This window comes from Micromonospora sp. NRRL B-16802, from assembly GCF_001279555.1.
Lineage (GTDB): Bacteria > Actinomycetota > Actinomycetes > Mycobacteriales > Micromonosporaceae > Micromonospora > Micromonospora profundi.
In genome coordinates this window covers 1-22,691 of sequence record NZ_LGEB01000013.1, presented here as the reverse complement: position 1 = coordinate 22,691, position 22,691 = coordinate 1, and the positions used below count along the sequence as shown (strand labels likewise).

16 protein-coding genes are annotated in these 22,691 nt (G+C 70.8%); 8 read left to right on the top strand and 8 right to left on the bottom strand.

Translation table 11 applies throughout. The features are described from left to right. Positions 1-2 precede the first annotated feature (2 nt). Positions 3-1,082: a phosphatase PAP2 family protein gene (locus ADK66_RS04185; RefSeq protein ID WP_053652556.1), complete on the bottom strand. Its 1,080-nt coding sequence runs from the start codon at positions 1,080-1,082 to the stop codon at positions 3-5. A 138-nt stretch (positions 1,083-1,220) separates the two neighbouring features. Between ADK66_RS04185 and ADK66_RS04180 the strand changes: the two genes are divergently transcribed. Further along, the gene (locus tag ADK66_RS04180) at positions 1,221-1,625 is read left to right on the top strand and encodes a thioesterase family protein (RefSeq protein ID WP_053652555.1); all 405 of its coding nucleotides are present in this window, start codon (positions 1,221-1,223) and stop codon (positions 1,623-1,625) included. Beyond that, positions 1,622-2,452 carry an MBL fold metallo-hydrolase gene (locus ADK66_RS04175; protein WP_053652554.1) on the top strand — a complete coding sequence of 277 codons (831 nt, stop codon included), beginning with the start codon at positions 1,622-1,624 and terminating at the stop codon, positions 2,450-2,452. Before ADK66_RS04180 ends, ADK66_RS04175 begins: the two co-directional genes overlap by 4 nt. On the opposite strand, the gene ADK66_RS04170 is transcribed toward ADK66_RS04175, so the two are convergent. Next, positions 2,425-3,198, bottom strand: coding sequence for a PfkB family carbohydrate kinase (locus tag ADK66_RS04170; RefSeq protein WP_053652553.1), 774 nt, complete (start codon positions 3,196-3,198; stop codon positions 2,425-2,427). The genes ADK66_RS04175 and ADK66_RS04170 overlap by 28 nt on opposite strands. Before the next feature lie 423 nt (positions 3,199-3,621). Between ADK66_RS04170 and ADK66_RS04165 the strand changes: the two genes are divergently transcribed. After that, entirely contained in the window at positions 3,622-4,761 is a 1,140-nt protein-coding gene (locus ADK66_RS04165; protein ID WP_053652552.1) for a lytic polysaccharide monooxygenase, read from the top strand. A gap of 78 nt (positions 4,762-4,839) precedes the next feature. On the opposite strand, the gene asnB is transcribed toward ADK66_RS04165, so the two are convergent. Then, positions 4,840-6,801, bottom strand: coding sequence for an asparagine synthase (glutamine-hydrolyzing) (gene asnB, locus ADK66_RS04160; RefSeq protein ID WP_053652551.1), 1,962 nt, complete (start codon positions 6,799-6,801; stop codon positions 4,840-4,842). 134 nt (positions 6,802-6,935) lie between these two features. On the opposite strand from asnB, the gene ADK66_RS04155 reads away from it, so the two are divergent. The 3 genes from ADK66_RS04155 (at position 6,936) to ADK66_RS04145 (ending at position 12,641) form a co-directional block, all read left to right on the top strand. Then, on the top strand, positions 6,936-8,417 hold the full coding sequence (locus ADK66_RS04155; RefSeq protein WP_053652550.1) for an aminopeptidase P family protein: 1,482 nt from the start codon (positions 6,936-6,938) through the stop codon (positions 8,415-8,417). A gap of 575 nt (positions 8,418-8,992) precedes the next feature. Beyond that, complete coding sequence (locus ADK66_RS04150; RefSeq protein ID WP_053652549.1) at positions 8,993-10,714, top strand: hypothetical protein; 1,722 nt, start codon at positions 8,993-8,995, stop codon at positions 10,712-10,714. Between the two features lie 298 nt (positions 10,715-11,012). Further along, entirely contained in the window at positions 11,013-12,641 is a 1,629-nt protein-coding gene (locus ADK66_RS04145; protein ID WP_053652548.1) for a hypothetical protein, read from the top strand. Between the two features lie 71 nt (positions 12,642-12,712). Here ADK66_RS04145 and pulA read toward each other — a convergent pair whose 3' ends face one another. The 5 genes from pulA to ADK66_RS04120 form a co-directional block, all read right to left on the bottom strand. Beyond that, complete coding sequence (gene pulA, locus ADK66_RS04140) at positions 12,713-18,202, bottom strand: pullulanase-type alpha-1,6-glucosidase (RefSeq protein ID WP_053652547.1); 5,490 nt, start codon at positions 18,200-18,202, stop codon at positions 12,713-12,715. 135 nt (positions 18,203-18,337) lie between these two features. Beyond that, on the bottom strand, positions 18,338-19,003 hold the full coding sequence (locus ADK66_RS04135; RefSeq protein ID WP_231639893.1) for a cellulose binding domain-containing protein: 666 nt from the start codon (positions 19,001-19,003) through the stop codon (positions 18,338-18,340). Between the two features lie 132 nt (positions 19,004-19,135). Beyond that, positions 19,136-19,804, bottom strand: a complete 669-nt coding sequence (locus tag ADK66_RS04130; RefSeq protein ID WP_053652545.1) for a hypothetical protein — start codon at positions 19,802-19,804, stop codon at positions 19,136-19,138. 128 nt (positions 19,805-19,932) lie between these two features. After that, positions 19,933-20,322 (bottom strand): hypothetical protein, encoded by a 390-nt coding sequence (locus ADK66_RS04125; RefSeq protein ID WP_053652544.1) that lies wholly within the window; start codon positions 20,320-20,322, stop codon positions 19,933-19,935. Between the two features lie 37 nt (positions 20,323-20,359). Next, positions 20,360-21,115, bottom strand: coding sequence for a hypothetical protein (locus ADK66_RS04120; protein ID WP_053652543.1), 756 nt, complete (start codon positions 21,113-21,115; stop codon positions 20,360-20,362). Positions 21,116-21,134: 19 nt separating this feature from the next. Between ADK66_RS04120 and ADK66_RS04115 the strand changes: the two genes are divergently transcribed. Together ADK66_RS04115 and ADK66_RS04110 are read left to right on the top strand one after the other, a co-directional pair. After that, positions 21,135-21,323 (top strand): hypothetical protein, encoded by a 189-nt coding sequence (locus ADK66_RS04115; protein WP_053652542.1) that lies wholly within the window; start codon positions 21,135-21,137, stop codon positions 21,321-21,323. Between the two features lie 60 nt (positions 21,324-21,383). Further along, positions 21,384-22,106: a dienelactone hydrolase family protein gene (locus tag ADK66_RS04110; protein WP_053652541.1), complete on the top strand. Its 723-nt coding sequence runs from the start codon at positions 21,384-21,386 to the stop codon at positions 22,104-22,106. Positions 22,107-22,691 lie beyond the last annotated feature (585 nt).

Here is a 22,691-nt window from a genome sequence, read left to right as displayed (position 1 = left end):
GGTCAGCGGTCGGCGGGTACCGCTGGTGCCGTGGCCGGCGGTCCGGCGACGCTGTCGGGGTCGGTCGTCGGCCCCGGTGGTTCCGCGCCCGGAGGTTCCGTGTCTGCGGGTTCCGCCCGGGCCTTCGGGTGCTTGGCCCGCCACGCCACCCACGCGCGCTCGGCCAGGCCGAGCACGAGGAAGGTCAGGCCGACGTACGCCCAGCCCACCAGCACGTCGATCACGTAGTGCTCACCCGAGTAGACCAGGGTGAAGGTCATCGCCAGCGGGTACGCGAACAGCAGCGGCCACCAGCGGCGGCGGGTCGTACGCAGGAAGAACACCACAACGAACAGCGCCCACGCGGTGTGCAGCGACGGCATCGCGGCCACCGGGTTCGAGGCGATCTGGCCGGCGTTGAGCAGGTTGCCGGCGCCGTGCATGCCGAACGCCTTCCAGCCCCTCGTGGAGATCCGGAGCACCTCGGTGAGCAGGCCGTTCTGCGCGGCCCACCACGGTGGGGCGGCAGGGTAGATGAAGTAGGTCGCCAGGCCTGCGGCGCAGAGGAAACCCCAGCGGCGCATGTACGCGGCCCACCGGTGCCGATCACGCAGCCAGAGCACCGCGGCCGCGGCCAGGGCCACCACGAAGTGCGAGAAGTACACCCAGCTCGCCGCGATGTCCCACCACTGCACCTGCGGGCGGTAGAGGTGCTCCTGCAACCAGATGGTGGGCACCTCACCGCCGGTGGCCCAGCCGAACATGAACCGGTCGGCGACGATCAGTTCCATGGCGTGCGGGGTGGCCCCGTTGTCGGCGAACCCACGCGACAGGTTGTACGCGGCCAGTAGCAGCACCACGGGCACCCAGTCCCGGGCGAAGCGCAGGTGGCTGCGCCACGGCCGGTCGCTGTTCCAGGCGATGGTTCCGGCCCAGATCCACACGAAGGCGTACGCCGGGTCGGTGGGCAGCCCGATTCCGAGCCAGGCGGCGACGAATGCGACAGCCCAGATCGTCATGGCGACGACGCGCCGACGGCCCCCGTCCGGGGACGCGGGCGGGTCGGTCCGGGCGGGGGGTTGGGGGTCAGTCACGACGGCCATCGCGGTCAAGGTTAACGACGGTGATGGCATCGACCGACGGCGACCACCCGGCGAAGCCGTGCACAGGTGGAAGGCGGTCATTGCCGGGTTCCTCGGGCGCGTGCTCGGCAGACACGGCGAGCACCTAGGCTTGCGACCATGCAGGAGCAGCCCGAGCCGGCCTTCGCGCCGGGTCTGACCGCCCAGGTCGAGTTGACCGTCACCGACGCGGACACCGCCCAGGCGGTGGGTTCCGGGGACGTACCGGTACTGGGCACACCGCGGGTGCTCGCGCTCGCCGAGGCGGCGACCGTCGCGGCCACGGCGACCGGGATGCCGTCCGGGTCGACGACGGTGGGCACCCGGGTCGAGTTGGAGCACCTGGCGCCGACGGTGGTGGGCCGGACGGTACGGGCGCAGGCGGTCCTGACTGCCGTCGACGGTCGCCGGCTGTCGTTCGAGGTCACCGTCAGCGACGACACGCAGACCGTGGCGCGGGGCCGGGTCGACCGGATCATGGTGGATCGGCAGCGTTTCGTCGACCGCGCCGGGCGGACGTCGTGAGCGGCGGTTTCGTCGAGGTCGCCGACCGGGTTCACGTGTTGCGTGAGCCGCTGCTGCGGATCAACGTCACGCTCGTCGTCGGCGACGACGAGGCGCTGCTGGTGGACACTCTCTCCTCGGCGGCGCAGGCCACCGAGCTGGCCGCAGCCGTCCGGGCGGTCACCGCCCGTCCGCTGATCCTTGTCAACACCCATCACCACTACGACCACTGCTTCGGCAACGCCGTGCTCGCCGGGGACCCACAGCGCCCGGTGTACGCGCACGAGCGCGCCGCCGAGGCTCTGCGCGACGAGCCGGAGCGGCTGCGCCGGGAGGCGTACGAGGAGGTGCGCGCGGAGCATCCGGCGCTCGCCGCCGAACTGGCCGACACCGCGCTGCTCGCCCCGACGCACACTGTGCACACCGAGACGACGCTCGACCTGGGTGGCCGGCGGGTGCTGCTGCGGCATCCGGGGCGGGGGCACACCGACGCGGATCTCGTGGTGCACGTGCCCGACGCGGACGTACTGGTGGCCGGTGATCTGGTGGAGCAGAGTGGTCCGCCCGCCTTCGAGGACGCGTACCCCTTGCAGTGGCCGGACGCCGTGGCGGACCTCCTGCGGCTCACGACCCCGACCACTGTGGTGGTGCCGGGTCACGGTGACCCGGTGGATCCCGCTTTCGTCCGCGCCCAGCACGCCGAGCTGGTGCGGTTGGCGTGGCTGATCCGGGCCGCGCACACCGGCGGCGCGCCGCCGGAGCGGGTGGCCGCCGAGGCGCCCTTCGGGGCGCGCGCGGCGCTCGTCGCGGCCCGGCGCGGCTACCGCGAGCTCGACGGCGCGGCCTGACCGCCGAAGCGGCGCCCCACGTCGGCGCGGGTGGGTTTCGCTGTGGCGCCGGCGGGTGACTCGCAGACCAGGCCCGCCACCCGCAGTGCGAACGCCACCCGCTCCACCCAACCGTCGGGGCGGTCCGGTTCGCCGGAGGCGAGCAGATCGGCGATCAGCGCGGCAAGCATCGCGTCTCCGGCGCCCGTGGTGTCGACGGCGTCGACACGTGGCGTCGGGACCCGCACCGGGTCGGCGCCTGCGGCGGCCAGCACCGCGCCGGCCGCGCCGAGCGTCACGACGACGGTCGCGGCCCCGAGTTCCCGCAGGTACGCGGCGACGCCCTCGACCGGCTCGCCCGGGTAGAGCAGGCGGGCGTCGGCGGTGCTCATCGTGACCAGGTGCGCGCCGGCGGCGAACTCGGCCACCACCTCGCGCAGCCCGTCCGGCGGGCGAGGGCTGACGTCTGCGTCGAGGACCCGCAGCCCGGTGGCGAGCGACCAGGCCCGCCGGGCGGCGGCGAGGGTGCCTGGTTGCCGCAGCACGACCGAGCCGCAGCAGAGCACGTCGGCACCTTCCACCACTGCGACGTCCAGATCGTCGACGCCTGGTGAGCCGACGAACTGTGCCCTGCCGCCGAGCCGGGCCACCCCGACGACGACGTCGAGTGGCCCCGCGCCGGCCGCCTGCCGGTAAGCCCGCTCCGCGTCACGCTCGGTGTCGAGCAGGCCGACGGGTGCGTCGCCGAGCACCACCGCGTACCCCATCCTGGTCCCTTCCTGCCCCAGCGGCCGACGCCCGCCGAAACCGGCCGGCTGTGATCAGGCTGGCACAGCGCGCGGGCCGGCGGGCGGCGAAGACGCGGTACTCAAGCCGGCGGGGTCGTCGCGAAGGCGCGCGTCCCGTTTGGCGCATCGAGGGCCGACTATTGCGTGGCGGCCGACGGCGTGATGGGATGACGCGTACCAGGCGGTGCGAGGGGCTGTCGCGCCGCCGGTTGCCGGGTTGTGTGACGCGAGGGCGCCGGTCCCAGGACAGGACCGTTGATGGCGCGTGCCCGCCGGCCGATCCCCTCCGCCGGGCGCATCGCCATCACCGTGATCGTCGCATCGGCTCAGTGCAGCGATGCGACAAGGCCACATCCCAGGCGGGGCGGCTAGGGCAGCACGCCTCGCGAGTCAGGAGAACCCGTGAATCGTTCCCGTACGGCCGCGTTGCTCACCGCGGCCGTGACCCTCGCGCTGGGCGCCGTCGCCCTGGCGACCACTCCGGAGCCTGCCGCCGCGCACGGCGCGGCCATGACCCCGGGCAGCCGCACCTACCTGTGCTGGCAGGACGGCCTCAGCCAGACCGGTGAGATCAGGCCGAACAACCCCGCGTGCTCCGCCGCCGTGGCGCAGAGCGGCGCGAACTCGCTCTACAACTGGTTCAGCGTGCTGCGCTCGGACGCCGGTGGTCGGACCACCGGGTTCATTCCGGACGGGCAGCTGTGCAGTGGCGGCAACACCGGTTTCCGGGGCTTCGACCTGCCCCGCACCGACTGGCCGTTGACCCACCTGACGGCCGGTGCGCGGCTGGACTTCCGGTACAGCAACTGGGCGCACCACCCGGGCACCTTCTACTTCTACGTGACGAAGAACAGCTGGAGCCCGACCCGGGCGCTGGCCTGGAGTGACCTGGAGGAGCAGCCGTTCCTCACGGTGACCAACCCGCCGCAGCGTGGCGGTGTCGGCACCAACGAGGGGCACTACTACTTCAGCGGCAACCTGCCGTCGGGCAAGAGCGGCCAGCACATCATCTACTCCCGCTGGGTGCGTTCGGACTCGCAGGAGAACTTCTTCGGCTGCTCCGACGTCGTCTTCGACGGCGGCAACGGCCAGGTGACGGGTGTCGGTCCGGGCGGCACGCCGCCGCCCACCACTCCCCCGCCGACCACGCCGCCGCCGACCACCCCGCCGCCGACCACGCCGCCGCCGACCACCCCGCCGCCGACCACGCCGCCGCCGACCACGCCGCCGCCGGCCGGCGGTGACTGCATGGCGGTCTACAAGGTCGTCAGCGCCTGGCAGGGCGGCTTCCAGGGCGAAGTCATGATCATGAACCACAGCAGTGCGCCGTACAACGGCTGGACCGCGAGTTGGACCTGGCCCAACGGGCAGTCCATCAGCCAGATCTGGGGTGCCACACAGACCTCGTCCGGCTCGTCGGTGACAGCGCGGAACGTCGACTACAACGCCACCGTCGCGCCGGAGGGCACCACGACCTTCGGCTTCCTGGCCAGCACCAACGGCACCAACGGCCTACCGACGGTCAGCTGCACAGGCCGCTGACCTCCTGAAACGGCCAAGAGGTTTGCGTCACCGGAACTCCTCCGGCTGGCGCAAACCTCTTGGTCGACAGGGGTCGGGTCAGCGCACCATGGACCCGACGACGGGCTTGGTGAGCAGGGCGGACTGGTTGCGCTGGATGCCCGGGTCGAGGGTCTTGGCCACGAAGATCGCGTGCCAGATGCAGAAGATCAACACCGTCCACACCTTGCGGGAGTGGTCGGCCTCCTCCCGCTTGTGCTCGTCGAGCAGCCGCAGCGCGTACGACAGGTCCAGCAGGTCACCCGCGCCCGAGGTGCTCAGCACGTGCCGCGCCCACTCGTACATCTCGCCACGCAGCCACACCCGGGTCGGGGTCGGGAAGCCCAACTTCTTGCGGTTGACGATGGCCGGCGGCACGACACCCTGCAACGCCTGACGCATCGCGTACTTGGTGGCGTCCGAACGCGGCGGCAGCTTGAGGTCCACCGGGATCTTCGCCGCGACGTCGAAGACCTCACGGTCGAGGAACGGCACCCGCACCTCCAGCGAGTGCGACATCGAGATCCGGTCGGCCTTGACAAGGATGTCGCCGCGCAGCCAGGTGTACAGGTCGACGTACTGCATCTTGGTGACGTCGTCCAGCTCGGTGCACTCGGCGTAGATCGGGGCGGTCACGTCCGTGTAGCGCACCGAGGGGTCGTAGCGACGCAGCAGGTGCTGCTTCTCCTCCTCGGTGAACATCCGCGCGTTGCCGTAGTAGCGCTCCTCGATCGGCGTGGTGCCGCGCTCCAGGAAGCTCTTGCCCTTGACCCCCTGCGGGATCGCCTTGGAGACCGCGCGCAGCCCCTTCTGCACACCGCCGGGCAGGCCGTTGACGGTGCCGAGCGACAGCGGCTCCCGGTAGATCGTGTAACCGCCGAAGAACTCGTCGGCGCCCTCACCGGAGAGCACCACTGTGACGTGCTCGGCGGCCTTCTTCGCCACGAAGTACAGCGGCACCAGCGCCGGGTCCGCCACTGGGTCGTCAAGGTGCCAGACGATCTTCGGCAGCGCGTCGATCATGTCCTGCGGACCGATCTTGGTGGGGATGGTGGTGACGTCCAGGTGCCGGGCCGACTCCTGCGCGACGTCGATCTCCGAATATCCCGGTACGTCGTAACCGACGGTGAAGGTGAGGATGTTCGGGTTGAACTCCCGCGCCAGCGCCACCACGGCTGTGGAGTCGATGCCGCTGGACAGGAACGAGCCGACAGGCACATCGGAGCGCATGTGCATGCGGACGCTCTCGCGCAGCGTCTCCCGGATCTCGTGGTAGAGCTTCTGCTCGTCGTCGACGGGCGCGGGCCGGAACACCGGCCGGTACCACCGGCGTACGTCGATCCGCGCGCCCGGCGACCAGGTCAGGTACTCCCCCGAGCCGATCCGGCTGATGCCCTTGTGCAGGGTGCCGGGCTCGGGGACGTACTGCAGGGTCAGGTAGTGGCTGAGGTTTGCCGTGTCGACGCCCGCGTCGCCCTGGTAGGCGCTGTGCGCGAACGGCAGTAGCGCCTTCTTCTCCGACGCCAGGTAGAGCCCGTCGGAGGTCTCCAGGTAGTGCAGGGGCTTGATGCCGAAGTAGTCACGGGCGCCGAACGCGCGCCGCTCCTGCCGGTCCCAGATGACGAAGGCGAACATGCCGCGCAGCCGGGTGAGCACCTGCTCGCCCCAGAAGTGGTAGCCGGCGACGATCACCTCGCCGTCACCGGCCGTGGCGAACTGGGCGCCGAAGTTCCGGATCAGCTCCTCGCGCAGCTCGATGTAGTTGTAGATCTCACCGTTGAAGGTGAGCAGGTAACGACCGTTCGCATACGGCAGCGGCTCGTGACTCGACGCGACGTCGATGATGGCGAGCCGCTTGTGGGCGAACACTCCGTCCGCGTACCGGCCGGATGCATCGCCGACCACCTCGACCCCTGTCTCGTCAGGGCCGCGGTGGTGCAGGCATTCCAAGGCTCCGGCGATGTGGTCGCGGTGCGCGGCGGCGTTGCCGTTCGCGCTGAAGAAGGCCAGAAGTCCGCACATGGTGGTCATCTTCCCACGCGCTCTGCCGGCCCGTAGCAGCCGTCCGTCGATCCGGAGCGCCTCCCGGGCGGCACCAACGCGAGCCGGGCGCGCGGTACCGTCGGGACCAGCAACGAAGCGGAGGGAGCGGCGCAATGACCGAGGGACGCACCGACGGTACGCCGACGGACGGTACGGAATCGCACGATCCGGATTTCCCGGAGGCGTTCCTGTCCTTCATGCGGACGGGCTGGCAGGACATCGAACTGCCTGTGACACCTCGACCGGAGGCGCCCAACTACGCCAAGCGGCGTGCCGCGCTGTCCGCCGCCTTCCCCGGCGAGACCCTGGTGATCCCGACGGGCCCCGAGAAGGTACGCGCCAACGACACCGCCTACCCGTTCCGGCCGGGCAGCGACTTCGCCTACCTGACCGGTGACCATGACCCGGACAGCGTGCTGGTGCTGCGCCCGAACGGGTCCGGGCACGACGCCACGCTGTACATGCGCCCGCGCTCCTCGCGGGAGACCGACGAGTTCTTCCGCAGCCGCCACGGCGAGCTGTGGGTGGGCCGGCGGCACACGCTCGGCGAGAAGTCCACCGAGCTGGGCCTGCCCACCGCCGACCTGACCGGCCTGGAGGCGGCGCTCGCCGACCTGGCGCCCGGCCGCACCCGGGTGCTGCGCGGGTTCGACGCCCAGGTCGACGCCACCGTACGCCCGTACGACGGGGTCCGCGTCGAGGGGCAGCCGCCCCGTGACCGGGAGCTGGCCATCGCCATCTCGGAGCAGAAGCTCGTCAAGGACGAGTGGGAGATCGCCCAGCTCCAGGACGCGATCGACGCCACCGTACGCGGCTTCGAGGACGTGGCCCGCGCCCTGCCAGCCGACCGCGCCGTCTCCGAGCGGCTGTTGGAGGGCATCTTCGCGCTGCGCGCCCGGCACGACGGCAACGACGTCGGGTACGGCTCGATCGTCGGCGCCGGTGAGCACGCCACGATCCTGCACTGGGTGCACAACCACGGCGCCACCCGTCCGGGTGACCTGCTGCTCATGGACATGGGCGTCGAGGGGCGCAACCTCTACACCGCCGACGTGACGCGGGTGCTGCCGGTCAGCGGCCGGTTCACCGCCCTGCAACGCCAGGTCTACGACATCGTGTACGCCTCGCAGCAGGCCGGCATCGACGCGATCCGCCCCGGGGTGAAGTTCAAGGACGTCCACCTGACCTGCATGCGGGTGCTCGCCGAGGGCCTGTCCGAGCTGGGCCTCCTGCCGGTGAGCGTGGACGAGGCGATGGACGAGAAGTCCTCGGTCTACCGGCGGTGGACGCTGCACGGCTTCGGCCACATGCTCGGCATCGACGTGCACGACTGCTCGAACGCCCGCAAGGAGACCTACCGCGACGGCGCCCTGGGCGAGGGCTACGTGCTCACCGTCGAGCCGGGGCTGTACTTCCAGCCGGAGGACGAGCTGGTCCCCGCCGAGCTGCGCGGCGTGGGCATCCGCATCGAGGACGACGTACTGGTCACGGCGACCGGTGCGGTGAACCTGTCGGCCGGTCTGCCGCGCACCGCCGACGAGGTGGAGACCTGGCTGGCCGAGCAGCGGGAGGCGGGTCCCCGCCTGCCCGGCTGACCGGGGAGCGCCACCGACTGACACCGCCGGGCCGGACGTATCGACGTCCGGCCCGGCTTTCGCATGGGCGGCTCCCGTACCCGGGTGATCTCCTCGGGTTCGGTGAAACGCGGTGTCCGCCGTCCGGGATACCCCGGTTTCAGGAAGCCGAGTCGATCAGCCGAGGGCGGCCAGGGTGCGCCGGGCGGTCGGCGAGACCGGGCCGCTCAGGCTCGTACGCGATCGGCACGCGCGCGGGAATCGTCATTACTGCAAAAGACCACAGGACCTCGTTCGGGTGTTTGGGCTACCGGCATCCCTTCCTACCGTCGCGCTCCGTTCACCGGCACATGGCCCAACCTGGGCCGAATGTGGGGTTATCTCGGATACGTCCGCCTCGCGAAGATAGTTCTCATACGGTGGGCATCAGAGGCTGCAACCGATTTGTAGCTGGTCGCGACGCCTCGGGTGGTGCGACCCCGTCTGATAGCAGGAAAGGGCGGAAGGCTCTGATGTCCAACGACTTAACGAGTACCGAGGGCGGGCCCCCGACGGCATCGCCGACACGACGGCGACGTGCGCTGTGGGTCGCCGGCGTGGCCGGGCTGACCGGCGTCGTGGGCCTGGCGGCCCTCGGCGGGGTGGCCGCGCGTGACGACAAGCCCAGTTCCGGCCGCGTGTCCGACGCGCAGTCGTCGACCAACCGGCAGAACGTCAGCGACGCTGGCGAGAAGACCGACGGCACCAAGGAGAACGACGGCCAGGACGAGTGGGGCGGTGGTGACTGGAGCGGTGGCGACGACCGGTACGCCAAGCGCGACGGCAAGGAGCACACCAGCCAGGTGCCGTGTGACTCCGACAAGCTGATCCAGGCGATCGTCTTCGCCAACAGCCAGGACGGCGGCACGCTGGAGCTGGCCAAGGGCTGCACCTACAACCTGACCCGCAACGACTACGAGGGCAACGGCCTGCCGGTGATCACCGAGCGGGTGACGCTCAAGGGTGACCACACGACCATCGGTCGCGACGCCACGGCCGACTACTTCCGCATCCTCAACGTCGGCCCGGGTGGGCATCTCACGCTCAAGGGTCTGAGCATCCGGGGCGGGCAGACCATCCAGCGGGCGATGACCCTGGACCCGGCGACGGTCTGGGCGCCGTACTCGGCCTCGGTCCGCAGCACCGTGGCGGCCGCCAAGCCGGAGGCCACCACCGCCGCGCCGGGTGCGGCAGCCAAGCCGGAGGCCACCACCAAGGCCAAGCCGGCGGCAGCGACGGCCGCCAAGCCAGCGGCGGCAGCCAAGGCGACGGCGGCAGCCAAGCCGGCAGCGGCGGCCAAGGCCACGGCAGCAGCCACGACGGCGGCCAAGCCGGCAGCGACCGCGAAGGCCGAGCCCGCCACGGTGGCCGCCAAGCCGGCGGGGGCCGTGGTGCCGCTGGTGGAGGAGCCCGGGTTCAACGACGGAGCCGGGGTGCTGGTGCAGCCGGGCGGCCGGGCCGAGATCCTGGACAGCGAGTTGCTCTACAACCAGTCCGGTGGCAACGGTGGCGGGTTGGCCAACTTCGGCGCCGCCAAGCTCAGCAAGAGCACCGTGGCCCACAACACCGCGTTCCTGCACGGCGGCGGCATCTTCAACGCCGGCGTGCTCCAGGTCGACGAGTCGAAGGTCAAGGACAACACCGCGATCATCGGCGGTGGCGGCATCGCCAACGGCGCGGCCGGGATCTTCGGCGACGAGGTCGACGGCGGTTCGGTCTGGGTCTACAAGAGCGAGATCACCGACAACGAGACGCTCGGCTTCGGCGGTGGCGTCCTGGACGTCGAGGGCACCACGACCCTGCACGACACGACGGTCAGGAGCAACACCGCGGTTCTCGCCGGAGGCGGCGTCGCGGTGGCCGACAGCCAGCTCACCCTCAAGAACGCCACTGTGGCCAGCAACAGCACCGCTGGTGTGGGTGGCGGGTTGGCGGTTGCCTTCGACAGCACCGCGACAGTGGAGAACAGCGCGATCACTGACAACACCGCCGGGTTCTTCGGCGCCGGCCTCTTCAACGAGGACAGCGTCACCACGCTGCGTGACAGCAAGGTGGTGGGCAACCGGGCCATCGGTCCGTTCGCTCGCGGCGGCGGCATCTACAACACCGACGGGGGCGAGGTTTCCCTGAGCCGGACGACAGTGGCGCACAACTTCGCCACGCTCCCGGCCGGTGGGGTCTTCAACCAGCTCGGCAGCACCGTGACGCTTGACGACAAGTCCGCGGTGACCGCCAACCGCCCCACCAACTGCTTCAACGTTCCGGACTGCTTCGCCTGACGGGTGGGGCTGAACCACATAGAGGGCGCGCCCCTCCGAGCCGGCGACGGCGCGGAGGGGCGTACCCATTTGGGCTGCTCACGGGCCGGACGGCGGCCTTGGGAGCCGTGTGCCCGGCCGGGGCGTCGCGGCCGGTCCGGACGGAACATGAACCTAATGTGGGGTTGTTTCGGATACGCCCCCGAGGCGAGGAACATTCTCATACGGTGTTTTTGGGAGCTACAACCGATTTGTAGCAGGGGAAGTCCGTCTGAGGGCGGCGACCCTGTCTGGTACGAGGAGAGGGCAGAGAGCTCCGATGTCCAACTACCTGAAGAACAACGAAGCCTCCGGGCAGGCGACGGCCAAGCGCCGCCGCAAGCTCTGGCTCGCCGGTGGCGTGGCCGGTTTGACGGGCGTGATCAGTCTCGCGGCGGTGGGCGTCGCGGGCACCGCCGGTGCGGTCAGCGGCCTGAACACCGCGCAGGTCAGCAAGGACGGCGGCGACCACGGGCGCGACTGGGACAAGGACCAGGGCAAGGACAAGGACTGGGACAAGGACCACGAGCGCGGGAAGGAGGTGCCCTGCGACACCGACAAGCTGATCCAGGCGATCGTCTCCGCCAACAGCAACCACGGCGGTGTGCTGGACCTGGCCAAGGGCTGCACCTACAACCTGACCCGCAACGACTACGAGGGCAACGGCCTGCCGGTCATCACCGAGCGGATCACGTTGAAGGGTGAGCACACCTCGATCGTTCGGGATGCCACGGCCGACTACTTCCGGATCCTCAACGTCGGCACCGGTGGGCACCTCACCATCAAGGGCCTGACCATCAAGGGCGGCCAGACCCTCGAACTGTTCGAGGCCGTCGAGCCGGCCGCCGTCTGGGCGTCCTACTCGGACTCCGAGGCGATCGCCGCCGAGGTGAAGTCCGGCGTACCGCTGGAGAAGGCGCTCACCGCGCGGCAGGCCAGCCCGAAGGCGGGCCTGAAGGCGGCCCCGAAGGCCGCTCCCAAGGCCGCGCCGAAGGCGCCGGCGGGTGCGGTCACGCCGCTTGTCGAGGAGCCGGGCGACACCGACGGCGCCGGCATCCTCGTCCAGCCGGGCGGCACCGCCGAGATCCTCGAGTCCGAGGTCGTCCTCAACCAGTCCGGCGGCAACGGCGGCGGTGTGGCCAACTTCGGCACCACGAAGATCTGGCACAGCACCGTGGCCCGCAACACCGCCTTCTTCTTCGGTGGCGGTGTCTTCAACGCCGGCCTGCTCAAGGTCGAGGAGTCGAAGGTCAAGGACAACACCGCCATCATCGGTGGTGGCGGCATCTCCAACGGCGCTGCGAGCATCTTCGCCGACGACGTCGACGGCGGCACCGTGGAGCTGAAGAAGGCCGACATCAGCGACAACGAGACGCTGGGCTTCGGCGGTGGCCTCCTCGACATCGGCGGCAACACCACCGCGTACGAGACGAAGTTCGTCTCGAACACCGCGGTCGTCGCCGGTGGCGGTCTGGCCGCTGCGGACAGCCAGCTGAACCTGCACGGCGTCACAGTGGAGAAGAACAGCACCGCCGGCGTCGGTGGTGGCCTGGCCATCGCCTTCGACAGCGCGGTCACCGCTGAGCGCACCGAGATCAAGGACAACACCGCCGGGTTCTTCGGCGGCGGGGTCTTCAACGCCTTCAGCGTCACCACGCTGCGCGACAGCGAGGTTGTCGGCAACCGGGCCATCGGCCCGATCGGGGTCGGCGGTGGCATCTTCAACATCTTCGGCGAGGTCAACCTGTCGAAGACGAAGGTCGCGCACAACTTCTCCACCTTCGCCCCGGGCGGTGTCTTCAGCTTCTTCGGCGAGGTGAACGTGGACGACAAGTCGGCGATCACCGCGAACCGTCCGACGAACTGCCTGGCCATCCCGGGCGGCACCATCGAGAACTGCTTCGCCTGATCACCCTCGGGTGACAACCAGCACGACGGGCCGGCCCCCTTCCGCACCACGCGGAAGGGGGCCGGTCCGCGTCACTTCTGCACGAACACCGCCACGCTGCGCGCCGGTACGGTGAACGTGCCGCCCGCCCGGTCGAACGAGGCCGTACGCAGCACCGGGTCGGCCGAGTTCACAAGTACCGGGTGCAGTGACACGTCGGCACCGCGCAGACCGCTCACGGTCTGCGTCGCCGTCGTCGGCGTGCCGTTGAAGACCACTGTCACCGACTTCCACGCCCCGCCCAGCCCACGGGCGTCCAGCGTCATGGTCAACACACCGGGCGTCTCCTGCGGGCCCGACAGCGGGAACGCCACCCGCTGCTGCACCTGCTCGGCCGTCGGTAGGCCGAACACCGGCGACGACGCCCTGATGCGCAGCAGCTCGGCGTACCGGGCGTCGGTGGTGTTGATGGCAGCGCAGTCCGGCACCAGCGCCGGGTCCGCGAGCAGCGGCTTCGCGTACGACCACTTGTCCTCGTTGTCGGCCGCCGGCGGTAGACCGGCCCCGAACCCGTTGCCCCGCTCGCAACCCCACCGGATCTGGTTGAACCAGTCACCGGAGTTGTACGAGTTGCGGTCCAGCGACTTCGACCGCAACCGCTCGGTGCCCGTGGTGACGAACCCGGCGCCCTGTCCCAGCACCACGGTGCCCAGCGCCAGCACCTGCATCCGGGAGCGGTCCGCCGCGGTGGTGTCCTGCGGCAGCTTGTACGCCAGCGCGTCGTACAGGATCTCGTTGTCGTGCGCGTCGACGTACGTGACGGCCTCCCCGGGCGCGGCGGTGTAGCCGGCCGACGAGCCGTTGTAGTCCACCTGCGCGCCGGTGACGGTGCGTCCGGCGGTGTCGGTGAACCGGTAGCCGCGCAGGTTGCCGGTGAGCCCCACCTTGATGAGGTCGTGGGCGTGCAGCAGGCGGGTCTTCTGCTCGGCGGCCGAACCGTTGACCGGGTCCCCGTTGGGGTCGGTGTAGAGCCCCGAGGCGAAGCCCTGCACACGGGGGTTGGCGTCGAACGGTCCGCCGCCGCGCACCGCGTCGCGCAGCCGGTCGTTGAAGGTGCCGATGCCGGTGCCGGCCATGTTGGCCTGGGTGGCCTGCACGAACCGGGCGTCGTCGGCGACCTCGCCGAAGTTCCAGCCCTCGCCGTAGAGCATGATCGCTTTGCCGTCGACGCCGTCGCGGGCGACGGTCAGCCGGTCCAGTGCCTCGCGGACGGCGAGGATGTTCGCCTTCGGGTGGTGACCCATCAGGTCGAACCGGAAACCGTCCACCTTGTACTGCCTCGCCCAGGTGACAAGCGAGTCGACCACCAGCTTGCCCATCATGGCGTGCTCGGGCGCGGTGTTGGCGCAGCAGGTGGAGTTGGCGACAGTGCCGTCCTCCAGCAGCCGGTGGTAGTAGCCGGGCACGATCTGGTCGAGCACCGACTTGTCGTCGGTGCCGGCCGCCGCTGTGTGGTTGTAGACGACGTCCATGACCACCCGCAGTCCGGCGCCGTTCACTCCGGCCACCATCGCGCGGAACTCGGTGGTCCGCGCCGCGCCGGCCGGGTCGACGGCGTAGCCGCCCTCCGGCACCGTGTAGTGCAGCGGGTCGTACCCCCAGTTGTATCCGTCGGTTTCGGCGACGGCCGCCACGCATTTCTGCTGCTCGGCCGAGTCCGGCGGCAGCGCCGCCAGGTCACAGGCCGGCTGACGCTGATCGGCCCGCTTCTCGGGGATCGTCGCGAAGTCGAACGCCGGCAGCAGGTGCAGGTGGGTGACACCGGCGGCGCCCAACGCCTTCAGGTGGGTCATGCCCGCGGTTTTCGGGTCGGTGAAGGCGAGGAAGGTGCCTCGCCGATTCGCCGGCACGGTGTCGTCGGCGATGGAGAAGTCCCGCACCGACAGCTCGGAGATCTGCGCCCGTGACGCGGGCACTGCCGCCGGTTTGCGCAACGCCTTCCAGCCCGCCGGGGCCAGCGCCGGGTCGCTCAGGTCGACAAGCTGGCTGTGCGTGGAATCGGCGGCCAGGGCCACCGAGTACGGGTCGGTCACCGACGCGGTGACCATCCGCTGCGCCGCCGGCTGCCACGTCTGCACCCGGTAGCGGTAGTACTTGCCCACCCAGGTGTGGCTGCCCCGCGCCGACCACACGCCGGTGCGGTCGTCGCGACGCATCGGCACGGTCTTCGGCTGCGCGGTGGGCGAGTCGAACAGTTGCAGCTCCACCGTCCGCGCGGTCGGCGCCCACAGCGCGAGGCTCGGCGTGCGGCCGGCGAAGGTCGGCCCGAGCGTCGCGTCGGCGGCCCGCGCGTAGACGTCGTCGAGCACACCGGGGATCTGCACGCCTGTCGCCGCGAGCAGCGCACCCTTCGCGTCGCGCTCGGTGACGAGCACCTGCCCCCGCAGCGCCGCCGGGACCTTGGCCAGGTCCGCCCGGTCCACTGCGAAGCTCCGGTACGACCACAGGTGCGGGAACTTCGCGCGCTGGGCCTCGGTGAGCCCGTTGCGCTGCGCCCGCAACGGCATACTGGTGTACGTCCCGGTCAGCTCCCCGTCGACCACGCCGACTCCACCGGTGGGCGCGACGACGAGCGCGTACGTCCTGCCGTCGGTCGGTGGGGTCTGCCAGGCGATGGTGGACCTGTCGATCCAGTGCGCCTTCTGTTTGCCGATGTCGGTGTCCCCGCCCGCGCTGGTCGCGGTCGTCGGCAGCAGCCGGCCCGGGGTGGCGGCGAGCAGCCACACCTCCCGTCCCGCGCTGGCGAAGTCGAGCCGCTGGTCGTCGGGCAGGTCCTTGGTGTCGCCCTTGTGGATGATGTAGTTCAGCCCGGTGGCCCCGGCCGCCAGCGGCACCCGGAACACCGCCCCGAACGCGTCGGTCGCGCTCGGCGCGAGCGGTGTGGCCCAGTCGGTCGGGTTCGCCGCCCCGTCCCACACGTGCAGGCCCCAGCCGGCGTAGTTGCCGTCGGCCCGCCGGTAGTGGATGACCGCGGTGCCCTCCTCGACCGGCGGGTCGGGTTGCCCGGTGGCCGCCTGCCGGCTCGGATAGATCGCCGGGTCGCCCTGCTTGAGCCAGACCTCCCCGGTGGAGGTGACGTCGATGCTGCGGTCCTGGGCGACGTCCTTGTTCCCGTCCTTGTCGACAACCACGAACCCGACCGACTTCGCGCCCGGCTTGAGTTTCACCCAGGCGAACCGGCCGTAGGAGTCCTCCCCGGCGAACGGCTGCCCCTTCGGCCACTCGGTGACGTACGCCGGATCGATGTCGCCCCACGCGTACAGCGCCCAGTCGTCGTACCCACCGGCGGGCCGCTTGTAGTGCACGACCGCCCACTCCCGGGACCCACCCTGCTCGGGGGTGCCGACGGTGGCTGTGGAACGGGCCGTGGCGGTACGGCCCCGGCCGTCGCGAACCACCGCCTTGTACTCGACGCGGGTGCCGCCGGCCAGGCCGGTCAGGTCGTGGTGGACGGTGTACGGCGCGTGGTCGGCGCTGCCCAGCAGCGTCCACCGGCCACCGGCGACCCGGGCCGCGACGGTGACGGTGGCCAGCGGGTCACCGGTCACCGTGGCGGTGACGGCGACCCGGGTGGCGACTGGCGCGTCCGGGGTCGTGACGGCGATCGTCGGCTTGCCACCCGGCAGCGCGACGGGGGTACCGGCCCGGTACGCCACCGCCGACAGCGGCGGCACGGTCAGGGTCACCTTGCCGTCACGACCGGCCGTGGCGCTCGCGCTGCCGCCGTAGATGCCGGTGAAGGTCGCGCCGGCCGACCAGGTGTCCACCGTGACAGTCTGCGCGGTGCCGGCGTTGTTCACCGCCACCACGTACTCGATGCGGTCGGCGGGAGAGATCCGGGAGGCGGCGAAGACGCCGGGGCCGTCGGCGGCGTACCTGGTGATCTGGATGCCGTCGCGCAGCCCAGGGTGTGCCTGGCGCAGCCTGCCCAGCTCGGCGATGGTCCGGTACAGCGGATGGCCGGTGTCGAACTGGTCGCTGGCGTGGGTGCGGTCGGTGCCGAGCAGGTCGTCGTCGAGATAGTCGGGGACCGTCGAGGCGAACATGTCCTGCCGGGCGTCCTTGTCCCCGCCCGGGCCGGTGAAGCCCTGCTCGTCACCGGAATAGATCACTGGCTGGCCGCGGGTGAGGAACATCAGCTGGTGGGCGAGCTGGTCGCGGCGCAGATGACTCGCCGGATCGGTGCCACCGCCGACGATGAACGAGCCGATCCGGCCCATGTCGTGGTTACCGAGGAACGTCGTCAGCCGCCGGGCGTCGGTGTCGCGGGCGGCGTAGAGGTCGTCACGGGCGTACACGTCGGCAAGCGCCTTCGCCGAGCCGGCACCCGCTGTGTAGCCGCGCGCGGCCTCCTGGAAGGGGAAGTCGAGGGTGGCCGGCAGGCCGCCCTGCCGCACATAGCTGGAGGTGATCTGCGGGTCGGCGCTGTAGACCTCGCCGAACATGAAGAAGTCCTTCTTGCCGGCCTTCTCGGCGGCCCGTTCGATGCCCCTGCTGAACTGCGGCCAGAAGTCCATGTTGACGTGCTTCACGGTGTCCAGCCGGAACCCGTCGACACCTGTCGCGCCGATCCAGTCCCCGTACGCCTTGGTCAGACCCTTGACCACCTCGGGCCGCTCGGTCCACAGGTCGTCGAGGCCGAAGAAGTCGCCGTACTCGCTGTTCTCCCCGGCGAATGTCGAGTCACCACGGTTGTGGTACATCGTGACGTCGTTCAGCCAGGCCGGGACCTTGACCTTGGCGTCCCCCGGCTCGTCGAACGTCGGCGTGTACGGGAACGACTCCCGATTCACCGGCGGGAAGGCACGGCTGCCGTCGGCGTAGTTACGGTCCTCGAAGGCCCGCCCCTGCGCGTCCGTGTACGGCGAGGTGGCCTTGTCGATGTAGGCGTACCTGTCCTCGGCGTACTTGATCACGTCGGCGGTGTGGTTGACGATCACATCGAGGTAGACCTTGATGCCGCGCTGGTGGGCGAGCTTAACCAGCCGCTTCATCTCCTCCATGGTGCCGAAGTGCGGATCCACCTGCGTGAAGTCGGTAATCCAGTAGCCGTGGTAGCCGGCCGAGATGTCGTCGCCCTTGCCCTGGACGGGCCGGTTCTTGAAGATCGGGGCGAGCCAGATGGCTGTGGTGCCCATCCCCTGGATGTAGTCCAGCTTGTCGATGACGCCCTTGAGGTCACCGCCGTGGTAGAAGCCCTTGTCGGCCCTGTCGAACCCGGTGCGCAGCCGGTCGCCGGTGAGACCGCCACGGTCGTTGCGCCGGTCACCGTTGGCGAACCGGTCCGGCAGGACGAAGTAGAACTGCTCTGCACGCGCGGTGGTGTCGCCCGCCTTCAGCAGCGCCTCGGCGGTGGGCTCGTCGCGCCACTGGGCGGCCCCGCCGACGGCGAGGGAGGCGTCGCCGGAGGGCCGGGGGGCCGCAGCGGCGGGATGCGCGGCGACCGGAGTGCCGACGAGCGTCAGGGTGAGCAGGCAGGTGAGGGCGAGCAGGACGGTGCGCGGAAGCGGCGGGGGTTCCATCGACGGCCTTCCTCTGGTCGAGATTGGCCGCACGCTAACCCTTGCCGAAACAATCTGCAATACCTTGCAAACAAAGTCGTAACAGAGCAGATTCCTTGCAACGGACTTTGGGTCTCTCCATCGACGACCGTCCGATCAGAACCCGCTGCAGCGCACCCCGTCGACAGTGCACCCGCGCGGCGTACTCGACGCCCACTCCATGTGGAACCGCAACGGCACCGACCCGCCCGCCGGCACTGACACCCCACTGACGTACGAGAAGCCGCCGTCGAACTGCCGCGCCGTCCCCTGCGGCGCGCCCTCCACCCAGCTGGTCACCAGCCGCCCACGACCGAAATGGATCCGCACCGTCCAGCCCCGGTCCACCCGCGACGCGTTGACGATCAGCACCTCGCCGATGAAACCTCCGTCGAAGCTCTGCACCACCCGGTACCGCCCAGTCACCGCGGGCGACTGCTGCGGTGGCGCAGGCCGTGGCGCCTGGGTCGACGGCCGAACCGACGTCGGCACCACCACCGGACGGACTGGCGGCGTCGGGGACACAGTCGGCTCGCTCGGCGGCGGCCCGCTCGCCCGCGGCGACAATCCGGGAACCACAGGCGCCGACGGACCCGACGACGGCGGCGCCTGCGTCACGTCGCTCGGCTCGACCGGCACCCGCGGCAGCGGCAACCCCACCGGCGGAATCCGGTCGTCCACCGGGCTCCGCCCCCGGTACGCGCCCAACGCCACGATGAGCAGGACCACCATCACGACGAGGCCCGCACACGCGACGATCCAAGGCGACGACGCGATAGCCACCGGGCCACGCGATGGTCGTGGGGCACGACGCATGCCGGACATGTACCTCCCTCAGCGGGCCGTCCGGGAAGCGTAGGCGATCGATGCCTCACCCGGAAACGCCGCCGCCGAGCACCCGGACGGGCGCCGACGTCAGCCGATGCGGCAGGCGGCTCCGTTGATTGTGCACCGCGACGGCCGCTGCGCCGACCCGGACCAACCCAGCCGCAGGCGCAACGTGCTGGTGCCACCCGAAACGAGCGACGCACCGCCACTCACCACGTACTTTCCGCCACCCTGCGCCGACACCGAAATCCCCGCCTCGCCGCTGACCCGCAGACCCCGCACGTCGTCGGCGTACGCCAACTCGACCCGCCAGCCCACCGGCCGATCCGACTCGTTCCGCAACGACAACACCGCGTCCGAATCGGACGTACCAACCTGGTACCGGGCGGTCACCACCCCGTTCGCCGGCGCCAACCCCGCCGGCGGTGCGCTCGTCTTTGCCGTACCCGGCGACGGCGTCGTGGCCTGCGGCGACGGCGTCCGCGTGCTACGCGACGGCCGCGGCGACGCCGTCCGCCGCTCCACCGCAGCAGGTGTCGGCGACGCGGCCGACGACGACGCCGGCGGCACCGTCGGCAGGAACACCGGCGGCGCGGCCTGCGGCCCACCATCGCGCTCCCGGCCACGGAACGACAGCAACGCGATCACCAGCAACACCACAAGCGCGCAGACGCCGACCAGCACCACGATCCACGGCACCGACACCAGCACCCGCGCCGCACGCGAACCCTCCGCACCGTCCGGCCGCACCGCCATCAGGTCTCCCCTCGTCCCACCGACGCGCCAGCGTAGCCAGCGCCGGCCGGACCGGAAACCAGGCGGGTACGGATCAGACCGACCGGCCCACCACGACCGGAAAACGGCCCCACGCGGTGGACGGTCGCTCAGGACGCCCGGATGACAGTGCAGATGAGCGGCCCCTCAGCCGGTGTACGCAGCAGATAGCGGTACCGCTCCCCCGGCACCGCAAACCCACGGCTGTCCAGGAACTCCCACTCCACCGACACCATCGTCAGCAGGGCGGACACCGGCTGCACGTCCTCGATCCGGGCGTGTGCCGCGATCAGCTCACGATCCTGGTAGTCCGGCGCCGCCCCCACGAAGGACAACGCGACAGCCGCCAGCGAGGTGAACGAGAAGCTGTACGTGTCGGCCACCACCAACCCGGGCAGGGCGTAACAAGCGCCGAGGGCCGGCAGGTCACCGGAGGTCAGCGCGACGCCGTACCGGTCGAAGAAGCCGGTCAGGGTGTCGAGATCGGTAGAGGCGTTCACGGCGACAGCAATTGCCCTCCGCCGGGCTGGCCAAACCTCAGCGCGGCGGAACCCGCACCTCGATCTCCGAACCCAACCGCGCGCCGGCCGCCAGACCCAGGTCGTCTCCACTCCAGAACCGGCCCGGGTCGTACCAGTTAGGACGCCGACCGGCGGGCAGCAGTCCCATCGCCTCGTACGTCACCGCCACCACCTCGGCGCAGTACGCCGTCTCCAGCGCCCGATCCCGGGCAGCCGCCGAGCTGGTGTCCTTCGCCTGGCTGGCGTCCCTCGCCTGGTCGGCGTCCCTCGCCTGGTCGGCGTCCCTTGCCTGGATGGCGGGGATGGCCCGGGAGGCGAACCGGGACACGGCCTGGCCGGGGCGGGGCAGCACCGGCACCCGGCCGCGTACCCACCTCCAGGCCAGCTGGGCCGTGGACGGAAACGGCGTGCCATCCAATCGCGCGACGGTGCGCAGGACAGCCCTTTCCATCTCCGCATCCGCCGGAGGGTCGAGTTGCCGTAGCCAGGCCCGCTGCCCGTACCGGTTGGCCCAGACAGTGACCGCGTCCCGCAGGTCGTGGAGTTGCACACCCCGCTGGTGGCTGCCCGACCACAGATCCGGCAACGACTTGCCCAACTCGGCGTGCCACATCAGCGGGGGCATGTCGTCCAACACCACGGCCATTCCGACGTGGTTGACCGGGCTGTTCGTGGTGAACTGAATTGCCCGGTCCGGCACGCTGCGACCCCGGAAAACCCACACGTCGCCGGTGCGGGTCAAATCGACGGCCTCATCCAGGCTGATGCTCATGGGGGTCTAGCCTAGGCCGATGCGGCAACGAATGCGGTGGTGGAAAGTCCTCGGGCTCGCCGGTCTCGCCGGAGTTGCGGCCTCCGGCGTGGTCATCGCGCGGGCCGAACGGCGGCGTCGCGCGTACACCCCGGAGGAGATCCGGCAGCGGCTGCTGGAGCGACACGCGCAGGCCAGCGACGCGGGCAAGCCCGTCGACCCCGCCTGAGGCTCCCTGTGGACCGGCAGCGGGGCCTCCCGGCCGGCGGATGATCGATACCCTCGGGGCATGACGACGCCCGTCGCCCAGCGACCCTTCGTCCTGTCCACGCCCGCTGCGCCGGTCGAACGGCACGGCAACGTCGACCTGCACCTGCCCACCGGCGACGGCCGGGAACCCGCAGTGGTGGTGGTGCACGGCGCCCCACTGCCGCCGGGCGTGCCCGACCCCCGCGACTGGCTGCTCTACCGCGGCTACGGCGCGCTGCTCGCCGAGAGCGGCGTGGTCACCGCGCTGGTCAGCTACCAGGTGGCCGAACTGTCGGCGCTACCCGCCACGGCCGAGGACATCGCCACGATGGTCGAACAGGTCCGCGCCGACCCACGGGTCGACCCCGACCGGGTGGTGCTCTGGTTCTTCTCCGGAGGCGGCCTGCTGGCGTCCGACTGGCTGCGCGACGCCCCGTCCTGGCTGCGCGGGATCGCGCTGACCTACCCGCTACTCATCCCCTTCCCCGACTGGGAGATCGACTCGCGGTTCCTGCCCGTCAACGCGCTCGAGGCCGGGTCGACCGTCCCACTGGTGCTGACCCGGGCTGGGCGGGACATTCCGGTGGTGCTGGCGGGCATCGACGCGTTCCTCACCGCAGCCACCGTCCACGGCCGCCCGGTCCAGGTCATCGACGTACCGGACGGCCAGCACAGCTTTGACATCCTCGACCACTCCCCGCAGTCCGAGGCGGCCGTCCTGGCAGCACGGGATGCGGTCCTGGCCTTCCTCGCCAACAACTGACCACCTGTCCGGCGAGTCCGCGACGCGCGGTCCGCCCCGCGGTGCGTCCGCCGTGCGAGGGTTCCCGATCGGGGCCACCGACAGGCCCTCGCCAGGTGCGCGAATCCCGCCGTACGGCACCAATCTGACAGCGAGCGCATGATCGACTCCATGTCGCAGATGTGGGGGTGTCGGCGCGCTGGGATACCCCCACATCGGCGATCCGGAGTCGATCACCGCCCGGCGTGGAGCTGGCTCGGACGGTTTGTCGGGTTTGGGGCTCGGCGTCCCGTGGTCGGCGGCACTGTGGTGGCGGAATGATGGGCCGGGCCGGCTGGTTGTACAGGGGGTAACCGACGACAGGTCGCGGCCCCCCGGCCCCCGGCCCAGCGGTCTCCGGTATCCGGGAACACCCGCCCGGCCGCCACGGTTACATCCCCCTGAACCACCCGAGCAGCGCCTCCCCGTGGCTGTCGGACAAGATCCCCCGGAGCGCGGCGGAATGACTCGCCGGCCCGGCTGGTTACATCCCTGGACCACCCCGAGCAGGCAGAGCCGCCGGGTGAGATCCCTGGAACTTCTTCCCCCTGCTCGCGCGCACCGTCC